This window comes from Candidatus Zixiibacteriota bacterium (assembly GCA_034439475.1).
In the GTDB taxonomy this organism is placed as follows: domain Bacteria; phylum Zixibacteria; class MSB-5A5; order GN15; family FEB-12; genus JAWXAN01.
Map to the genome: position 1 here is coordinate 21,186 of JAWXAN010000063.1, position 8,741 is coordinate 29,926.

The 8,741-nt window shown below is 47.9% G+C and carries 7 protein-coding genes; 5 read left to right on the top strand and 2 right to left on the bottom strand.

Translation table 11 applies throughout. The features are described from left to right. The first annotated feature begins 29 nt into the window (after nucleotides 1–29). The 3 genes from SGI97_09280 (at nucleotide 30) to SGI97_09290 (ending at nucleotide 4,863) form a co-directional block, all read left to right on the top strand. Nucleotides 30–3,518 carry a DNA polymerase III subunit alpha gene (locus SGI97_09280; GenBank protein ID MDZ4724077.1) on the top strand — a complete coding sequence of 1,163 codons (3,489 nt, stop codon included), beginning with the start codon at nucleotides 30–32 and terminating at the stop codon, nucleotides 3,516–3,518. Between the two features lie 22 nt (nucleotides 3,519–3,540). Continuing rightward, the gene (locus SGI97_09285) at nucleotides 3,541–4,092 is read left to right on the top strand and encodes a thioredoxin fold domain-containing protein (GenBank protein ID MDZ4724078.1); all 552 of its coding nucleotides are present in this window, start codon (nucleotides 3,541–3,543) and stop codon (nucleotides 4,090–4,092) included. Between the two features lie 96 nt (nucleotides 4,093–4,188). Next, nucleotides 4,189–4,863 carry a TlpA disulfide reductase family protein gene (locus tag SGI97_09290; GenBank protein ID MDZ4724079.1) on the top strand — a complete coding sequence of 225 codons (675 nt, stop codon included), beginning with the start codon at nucleotides 4,189–4,191 and terminating at the stop codon, nucleotides 4,861–4,863. A gap of 78 nt (nucleotides 4,864–4,941) precedes the next feature. Here SGI97_09290 and SGI97_09295 read toward each other — a convergent pair whose 3' ends face one another. Then, nucleotides 4,942–5,934, bottom strand: a complete 993-nt coding sequence (locus SGI97_09295; GenBank protein MDZ4724080.1) for a hypothetical protein — start codon at nucleotides 5,932–5,934, stop codon at nucleotides 4,942–4,944. Nucleotides 5,935–6,055: 121 nt separating this feature from the next. Further along, a complete protein-coding gene (locus tag SGI97_09300; protein ID MDZ4724081.1) occupies nucleotides 6,056–6,490 on the bottom strand; it encodes a GNAT family N-acetyltransferase in 435 nt (144 codons plus the stop codon). Nucleotides 6,491–6,815: 325 nt separating this feature from the next. Here SGI97_09300 and SGI97_09305 point away from each other — a divergent pair, with 325 nt between their 5' ends. Next, nucleotides 6,816–7,169, top strand: a complete 354-nt coding sequence (locus tag SGI97_09305) for a VOC family protein (GenBank protein MDZ4724082.1) — start codon at nucleotides 6,816–6,818, stop codon at nucleotides 7,167–7,169. A gap of 149 nt (nucleotides 7,170–7,318) precedes the next feature. Beyond that, nucleotides 7,319–8,092, top strand: coding sequence for a type III pantothenate kinase (locus SGI97_09310; protein ID MDZ4724083.1), 774 nt, complete (start codon nucleotides 7,319–7,321; stop codon nucleotides 8,090–8,092). Nucleotides 8,093–8,741: the final 649 nt, after the last annotated feature.

The following is an 8,741-nucleotide window of genomic DNA, read 5'->3' on the forward strand; positions in this document are numbered from 1 at the left end:
CAATCTGCCAGCGATTAAGAAAATTTGAAATGAAATTTGCCAACTTCGTTCACCTGCATACCCATAGCCAATATTCTCTCCTCGACGGCGCCTGCCGACTCGATGCCGCTATCGAAATGGCGCGCGAGTATAAGATGCCCGCCCTGGCAATTACCGATCATGGGAATCTTTTTGGAGCGGCTGAGTTTTATAAAAAGGCAATCAAGGCCGGTGTAAAGCCCATAATCGGCACTGAAGCCTATGTTGCCGGAGGAAGCCGGTTTGACAAAAAACCATCGTCGGTCTATCCCGATGGCGGGTTTCATCTGGTTTTGCTCGCCAAAAACCGTATAGGGTATCAGAACCTGCTGAAGCTTTCGACAGCCGGATATCTTGAAGGGTTTTATCACCGTCCGCGAATAGACAAAGCCTTGCTCAAGCAATATTCCGAAGGGCTCATCGCGACCTCGGCCTGTATGAAGGGCGAAGTGAACTGGAATCTTCTGAAGGGGGATACTGAGGCCGCTGTTGCATCTGCTCGTGAGCTGGCCGAAATTTTTGGCGAAGGGAATTTCTACCTCGAAATTCAAGATCATGGTATCGAAAAAGAAAAATGGCTTATTCCTCGTGTCGATGCCATCTCTCGCGAGACCGGCATTCCTTTGGTCGTGACAAACGATTGTCATTACCTCAAACAGGAACATGCCGAGGCACATGACTGTCTCCTTTGCATCCAGACCGGTAAGCTGGTTGAAGACACAAATCGGATGAAATATAATTCAGACCAGATTTATTTTAAATCTCCCCAGGAGATGGAATATCAATTCGGTGATTTCAAAACGGCATTGGAAAATACTGTTCATATCGCTGAGTCCTGCAACGTAGAGCTTGAATTCGGAAAGCTACTACTGCCGATATTTCCAATTCCGCGCCCTTTTGTAGATGCCGATGAGTTTCTCAAAAACCTCTCGCAGGAGGGATTGGCCAAACGATATGAAAAGATTACGCCCAAGATTCAGGAGCGTCTTGATTACGAACTTTCGGTCATCAAACAAATGGGATACGCCGGTTATTTTCTCATTGTAAAAGATTTCTGCGATTACGCTCGTTCACAAAAAATCTCGGTTGGCCCCGGACGCGGCTCGGCTGCCGGTTCGCTTGTGTCATACGTTTTGCGAATCACGAATATGGATCCCATTCATTTCGATTTGCTCTTTGAGCGGTTTTTAAATCCCGAGCGAATTTCAATGCCCGATATAGACATCGATTTTGCCGACCGCGGACGAGACAAGATTATCGAATATGTCATCGCCAAATACGGCGCGGATAATGTCTGTCAGATTATTACCTTCGGCACTATGATGGCCCGCGGGGTGCTCCGCGATGTCGGACGCGTTCTCTCGATTCCATACGGCGAGGTTGACAGAATCACCAAAATGATCCCGGATATCCCCGGAATCAGTCTTCAGGATGCCATCTCCAAAGTTCCTGAACTTGCCGAGTTGCAGAAAAAAGACAAACGGATAGAGAAGTTAATCCGCTTCTCGCTTATTCTCGAAGGTTCGGCGCGGCATGCATCGACCCATGCGGCAGGTGTGGTGATTGCGCCTTCGGCGCTTACCAACTATGTGCCGCTTTTTAAAGGGAGCCGCGACGAAATAACCACACAGTTTGATATGAAGATGGTCGAAGAAGTCGGCCTGCTCAAAATGGACTTTCTGGGATTGCGGACATTGACCGTTCTCGAGGACGCGCTGGCTATGATCGCGCAGGATTTTCCCGACCGACCAATAGATCTTGATACCATTCCTCTCGACGACGCCGAGGTCTACAAACTTTTCGCCCGAGGTGAGACCATCGGGATATTTCAGTTTGAATCAAGTGGAATGCGCGATTATCTCAGGCGGCTGGAGCCGGAGAATTTTGATGACATCACCGCCATGAACGCGCTCTACCGTCCCGGCCCACTCGACTACGAAGGCCCAAAAGGGGCGAATATGATTGATATTTATATCGAGCGCAAAAAAGGGGCGGCCAATATCGTACATTTGCATCCCAAGCTCGAGCAGATTCTGGGAGCAACCTATGGCGTCATTGTCTTTCAAGAGCAGGTTCTCAGCATTGCTAACCAACTCGCAGGTTATTCTATGGGGCGGGCCGACACACTTAGGAAAGCGATGGGTAAAAAAGATGCCGCGCTCATGGCGGCTCAGAAAGCTGAATTTTTGGCCGGAGCCGAGGCACACAAAGTCGACCGAAAAGTCGCCGATGAAGTTTTCAACCGGATAGAAACCTTCGCCCGCTACGGCTTCAATAAGGCCCACTCGACCTGCTACGCTTTTATTGCCTATCAAACGGCATGGCTTAAAACAAAATACCCAGCGCATTACATGGCCGCACTCCTGACCTCCGAAATGCAGGACAGCGATAGAATATATGTCCTTCTCGAGGAATGCCGCAGAATGGGAATCTCCGTACTTCCACCCGATGTCAACGAGTCTTTATTTGATTTTAGCGTGGCTGAGGGAACTATCCGCTTTGGACTTCAGGCTGTTAAGAATGTTGGCGAAGGCCCGGCACGCTCGATTATGACTGAAAGAAAAACCAAAGGACAGTTCACCAGCCTTGCTGATATGGCCGGGCGCATTCCCTCAAAAATGATAAACCGCAGAACGCTTGAGTCATTGATCGCCGGTGGCGCATGCGATTCTCTCCAAGGCAGTCGGGCACAGAAATTTGCCGCAGTCGAACGGATACTTGAATTTGGACAGAAAGCTTTCGAAAAAGCCAACAGCCATGATCTCTTTGCCCTCAGCGGAGGAGCGGTTGAGCGGACAGCCCCCGAGTATGAACAAATCGACGAATGGCCGACCTCGATCCGACTTGCAAAAGAGAAAGAAATGCTTGGTTTTTATATTTCCGGGCATCCGTTGGACAGGTTTAAAGATGAACTTCGCTTGTTCACTACCTGCGCAACCGAAGGCTTAGCCAAAATACCCGATGGACGAGAAGTGACTGTCGGCGGGATTATTTCATCGGTTAAGAAGAAGCTTGATAAAAAAGGGAACGCCATGGCTTTTGCCACTCTTGAAGACTTTTCGGGAAACGTGGAACTCATCCTTTTTTCCGATTGTTATGAGAAAGGCAAAGATTGTATAGAGGTTGAGCGGATGGTTCTGGTGACCGGACGGGTTTCGACCCGTGAAGGAGAATACCCGAAGATTGTCGGAACTGAAATTGTTGCTCTGGAGAAGCTGGCCGAACGATTCAAATGCCAACTGGTAATAAAGATAAGCGCAGATTGCTCCGACAGTACATTAGAAAAGACATTGGCCTCGCTCAGTGAATACAAAGGCACCGCGCCGGTACTGGTCGCGGCCAGAGAAAACGGATCGGAAGTTTATATACGAGCGAAAAAGTATTCGGTCACGCTCGATTTTGAGCTGTTGAATAGACTAAAAGAAATACTCGGTGGGTCATCGGCTTATTTGCGGCCTATCCCCGATAATATGAGTGAACCAGCTGAGAGAAACAAATAACTCGATAAGGCAGACATTTCCCATGAAATCAAAACTACCAGCTATTCTCTCCGTCTTACTACTTTTCACCGCGGCCACTTTCCTTATGGCAGCCCCAAAACCTGCCAAATCCGATAAACTTCCGAAACGACAAATCGATAAAACTAAAATTACTTGGCTTCCCTACGATGTCGGCTATTCGTATGCCAAGGCCGAAAAGAAACATCTCTTTATTGACTTTACTGCCGTCTGGTGCGGCTGGTGTAAAAAGATGGACAAGGAAACATTCCAAGATACCGCAGTCATACGAGCGGTAAATGAAAATTTTATCCCAGTTAAAGTCTGGGGAGATACCGATAGTCTGTTGGAATTCGACGGATATAAAATCACGCAGAAAGATTTAGCTCATACTGAATTTGGGGTTGATGGTTACCCGGCATTTTGGTTTCAATCCCATGAGGGGAGAAAAGTCGGTCCTCTGCCTGGATATAGGGATAGCGCCACCATGCTCAAAGTCTTTGATTACGTCAAAGAGTACAAATACGACACGACCCGCACGGGAAACAACGCCGAAAAGAGCGAAATAAAGAAATAGTCCGCTTTTATTGGTGACAGGTCTGCTGGCCAAATCTATATTGGCTTCTGTATAAGAGATATTAAGTTTAATGAAACCTTTTGTTCAGGAATTCCAATGTTGAAACAGATCACACATATCCTATCAATTTCTCTACTTGTTGCGCTATTGTTAGCATGCAGTAAAGACGACAGCGCTTCGCAGACCGGCGACGACTCCTCTTCCGTTACTGATAATCAGCCGGCCAATATCGGCCAGTCCGTCCCACAGGATACCGCAGGGTCGCTTCCCAAAGTTGCATCGACCGATTCGGGGGCCCAAGGGATCGTTCCAAGCGACGGCAAAATTACCGAAAGCCCAAAAGAAATTATGCTTGATCCGAGCGCGGTATCGTTTGCGGCTTATGACAGCGATGGAAACTTGCGGAATTCAAGCGAATGGATTGGCAAGAAGGCCGTGGTAATTAACTTTTGGGGGACATGGTGCCCTCCTTGCCGCGCCGAAATCCCCGCGCTGGTGCAACTCTATGATGAATATAAAGACCAAGGCGTCGAGATTGTATCTATTGCCTTAAATGATACGCCTGAAAAAGTAAATGGCTACGCGGCCAAAGCCGATATGCGATGGATACAACTTATGGGAGATGAGAGTGTTGTCTCTAAATTCGGAAGCATCACAGCCGTCCCGACAACAATCTTTCTTTCTCCGTCGGGAAAAGAGATTCAGCGATTTGTCGGCTCGCGCGACCATGGGACATTCAAGAGCGCATTTGAGTTGGTTTCAAAGTCTTAGATTATGTTTTTATAACCAGAATGTTCAAAGCGGTGGACTCACACAGTCCGCCGTTTTTTTTTATGCGAAGACAGCTAACTATTTCTTCTGCCGTTGCTCATGCTGATCCAGCAGAACCAGCTCTTTCTCAAGTCTTTCTCTTTTAGCCGCATCCGGCTCGGCCTTAATCATTTTTCGAATGGCCGGCTTTATGTCGTCATTGAGCGCATACACGCCATCGCGTTCAACAAACCACTCTTTCCCATACAATCCCGATAACGAACGGAACGCTGCGATGCGGACGCTTTCAACAGGATGAGTCATGCTCGAAAGCACGAACTCACGAGCGTTCTCCCGCACTTCCGGAGTCGCGCTCAATGTCCCTCCAGTCACGCCTCCGAAATGCCCCAATGCAAAAATTGCGGCCTTATGACCGGTTGTATCAAGATTATTTAGAAGCGGCAGAGCGGCCTCCGCGCCGCCGAAGGCTAAGATCCCCTGCATTGCAGTTGTGCGAAGGGCTTCATGGAGAGATGTATCGCTAAAAAACTGTGTGAGCCTTCCAACCAGTGAATCCCCTTGGTAATGGATATTGAGCAGGCCGCGAATGATCTCAATGTGAAGTGTCTCGGGCAGGCTGTCGTTAAGCAAGGCAAGTGTCAAAGCTGGAATCACTTCGTGTCCGTAGGTGGGCAAAGCAAGTATGAGCGAAGAGATGGATTGCTGCGCGACCTTGGTGTTATCGTTTAGTCCTTTAACGTAGAGGGCGCGTCCTTGGACGGTCTCGTATGCTTTTAGCTTTTGAAGGAGGGAATATCCCGACGCGCGCGCTTGATCCGTCTGAAAGTTGGGGTTGCTGTCGAGCGCGGAGGTAAGCGCCGGGACAACAATATCTGCGGGCCAGAGCGCAAGGTTATCGCGAAGAGCTGAACTGGAATTTGCGGCCAAGCTATCAAGAAAGCTATCGATATATTTTTCGTAATATTCAGGCGTTCCTCGCTCAGGCTCGAAAGAACATCCGGCGATAAAAGAGACTGCCAGAGTAAGAGCTACAACTCTCCAAGAATTTAATAATAATACCTTGAGCTTCATGTTTGTTCGTTCCTCAAACTATTGTTTATGAATATTCTATTTTCACCCGGCAACTCATATGGATCACCTGACAGTCAGATTCCAATAAGCGAACCGTTTGTTAGACTATTATTATAATACTCTACGATTCAGATGTCTTGTATTTTGAAAAATAACGAATTTCAGGGACACACCCAAATCCTTCCTTTTGAAAGGCCGAAGTTGACGGATCATTCATTTCATCAATCAACGCCGCAATCACCAATGCCCCGCGAGAATAAAGGAAATCTTCGCAGACGCGGATAAGCCGACCGGCAAGCCCGATCCCCCTGAAATCCGGATCGACAGCCAGCCGATTTATCCAGCCGCGGCGGCCATCGAAATTGGCAATCGCCACACCGAGCACACGTGTTTCAGAAAATAATCCAAAGAAGGCACAAGCAGGGTTGGCCATTTCCTTTTTCATGGCATCATAACTTTCCCGGCCGCCGGGTTTGTACGAAAGTCCGGCAATATCCCAGACAGATCGTATCTGCTCAAAGTCAGCGATGGTGAGTTGGCGGGTGAGAATGTCCATTACTCAAAGATAATCGATTAAGAACTCAGCGAAAACTGAAAACAACAGCAATGTTTGGGAGAACATGCTTAGATTCTTGTGAGTCCGAATTGGTCGGGCCGAGCTGGGAGAGTTTCGGTAATCACAAATGCTCCTCGGGGCCAGTACCTCAAGAAACGATCGTCAGTGCCATGTTACACCGGCTATTTGTTTCAACGCGCGACTCCGTAAAAAATGATTGTCCTGTTACGTCCCGATTTGTATGCTTCATTCGTCCATTTAGTGAAAATAACAATTATTTGTGATAGAACTTGGAACTACAACATTTTTAGAAAGGACATTATCCATGGCACATCCGGTAGTTTTCTTCGAGATTGGTTGCAAAGACAACCCCTCAACCCAGAAATTTTATGCTTCGCTCTTTGATTGGAAGATGCAAGCCTACGGCCCGGCGGCCATGATTGATACCGGCACCAAAGAGGGAATCATGGGTCATATTAATTCGCTCGGCCATGAACCGCATAACTATACGATTGTGTATGTCGAGGTCGACAATATCCAAATCTATCTTGATAAAGCCGGTAAAATAGGCGGAAAGACGCTCGTAACGCCGACCGAGGTCCCGGGCATGGGACATTTTGCATGGCTTTCAGATCCCGAAGGAACAATCGTCGGCCTCTGGAAACCGATGCCGAAATAGACGACACGGATTTGAGGTTCTTGCTTTCTGTCTCATCCCGGTATTCTGTGCAGTCGGGCGTCCCTGCCCGACTGTCTTTGCGAACAGGGCACCACTGTTTGTCGACACTCACCATTTGACTTTATCTGATTACTGCATGTTCTTTGATCATGCTACTTGCACTCGACATTGGTAACAGCAGTATTGTCGTCGGTCTTTTTGAGCGACAAATTATGATCACCCACTCGCGATTTGTATCTCGACGAGATATATCAGTCGACGAGGCAACACGTTTCTTAGAGGATAGTGTAAAGCAATGTATAGACGGCAACTCCCCTGTCGAGAAAGCTGTCATCGGCTCGGTTGTGCCGCAACTGACTCCTGTTTTTGAAAATGCCATACAGAACCTCTTTAAATGCCGGTCATTAGTTGTCTCATCATTGTTGAGACTTCCAGTAACATTGGTAGTAAGCTACCCTGAACAACTTGGCGCCGACAGAATTGCTAATGTTGTCGCTGGGTTTATCAAGTATGGGGGAGTCGGCAAACCGCTTATCATTGTCGATTTCGGGACTGCCACAAAGATCGAGGCAATAACCGAAGATGGGAAGTTTCTTGGGGGAGTTATTTTCCCGGGGATAGAAACATCAATGACAGCTTTGACGCAAAAGGCCGCAAAATTGTTTGAGATAAAGTTTGAGCCAACAGAAAATGTAATCGGAAAATCAACAACTGACGCTCTCACCTCGGGGCTTTTTCATGGCACAGTCGGGCAAGTGGATTATCTTATCGAGCGAATAATCGCTGAAGCCGCATTTCAAAATCCAATAGTTATAGCTACAGGGGGGCTGTCGTCCGGATTCGAGACATATTCGAGACATATCACACGTGTCGACCCATTTCTGACGCTTGATGGCTTGCGTCTGATTGCCGAATACAAATAGTTTGTTTTGACTGTGCCACATTCTGATACTGTCTGAGATTACATTGAGCATGTGATGAACCGCCGCATTAATTATCCCCGGAAAGTGCTAGACAACCCGTGCGTAATTGACTTGGTTTTACTACTTCACCAGAGGATTGCGGCTGAAGGCATCTGAGACCGAAGGAAGCAATGACCGTAGGGAATGCTGGATGCTCGCCTCGGAGAGGTTTGACCATGGTTTTTTTAATGCGTTTCGGACATAATAGGATTCACACAGGCCCGCTTGGCGGCTATATTAGTCGGCTCGGCTTCAAGATGCCCCCCCCCCGCGATAATTTTCATTTCTCCCGTAATCATATCTTTCAACTCTATGCCGCTCTTACTAGTGAACAGCAAAGAAATACTCAGGATTTAATGACACGGAACACCCAATTGGCGGTATCTGGTTTGTATTATTGGGTGGTAGAATCAGAGGGAAGAAGCCAGATCGGCAAGCTGACGATAATTAAGTGAACCGTGTGGTGTCGGGCGGCGGCGGCGGATGCCCGACACGTCGAGACAGTCAGGCAGAGACGCCCGACTGCACGGACGAAGATGGATTCTCCGCCGTGGCGGACTGGAATGACAAAATAGAAGGCTGACTGCACTTCTTAATTCTTCGTGCGGGA

What these genes read in the sequence shown, in the direction of transcription:
- SGI97_09280 (MDZ4724077.1), top strand. Translation starts at nt 30, where the DNA reads ATGAAATTTGCCAACTTCGTTCACCTGCATACCCATAGCCAATATTCT.
- SGI97_09285 (MDZ4724078.1), top strand. Translation starts at nt 3,541, where the DNA reads ATGAAATCAAAACTACCAGCTATTCTCTCCGTCTTACTACTTTTCACC.
- SGI97_09290 (MDZ4724079.1), top strand. Translation starts at nt 4,189, where the DNA reads ATGTTGAAACAGATCACACATATCCTATCAATTTCTCTACTTGTTGCG.
- SGI97_09295 (MDZ4724080.1), bottom strand. Translation starts at nt 5,934, where the DNA reads ATGAAGCTCAAGGTATTATTATTAAATTCTTGGAGAGTTGTAGCTCTT.
- SGI97_09300 (MDZ4724081.1), bottom strand. Translation starts at nt 6,490, where the DNA reads ATGGACATTCTCACCCGCCAACTCACCATCGCTGACTTTGAGCAGATA.
- SGI97_09305 (MDZ4724082.1), top strand. Translation starts at nt 6,816, where the DNA reads ATGGCACATCCGGTAGTTTTCTTCGAGATTGGTTGCAAAGACAACCCC.
- SGI97_09310 (MDZ4724083.1), top strand. Translation starts at nt 7,319, where the DNA reads ATGCTACTTGCACTCGACATTGGTAACAGCAGTATTGTCGTCGGTCTT.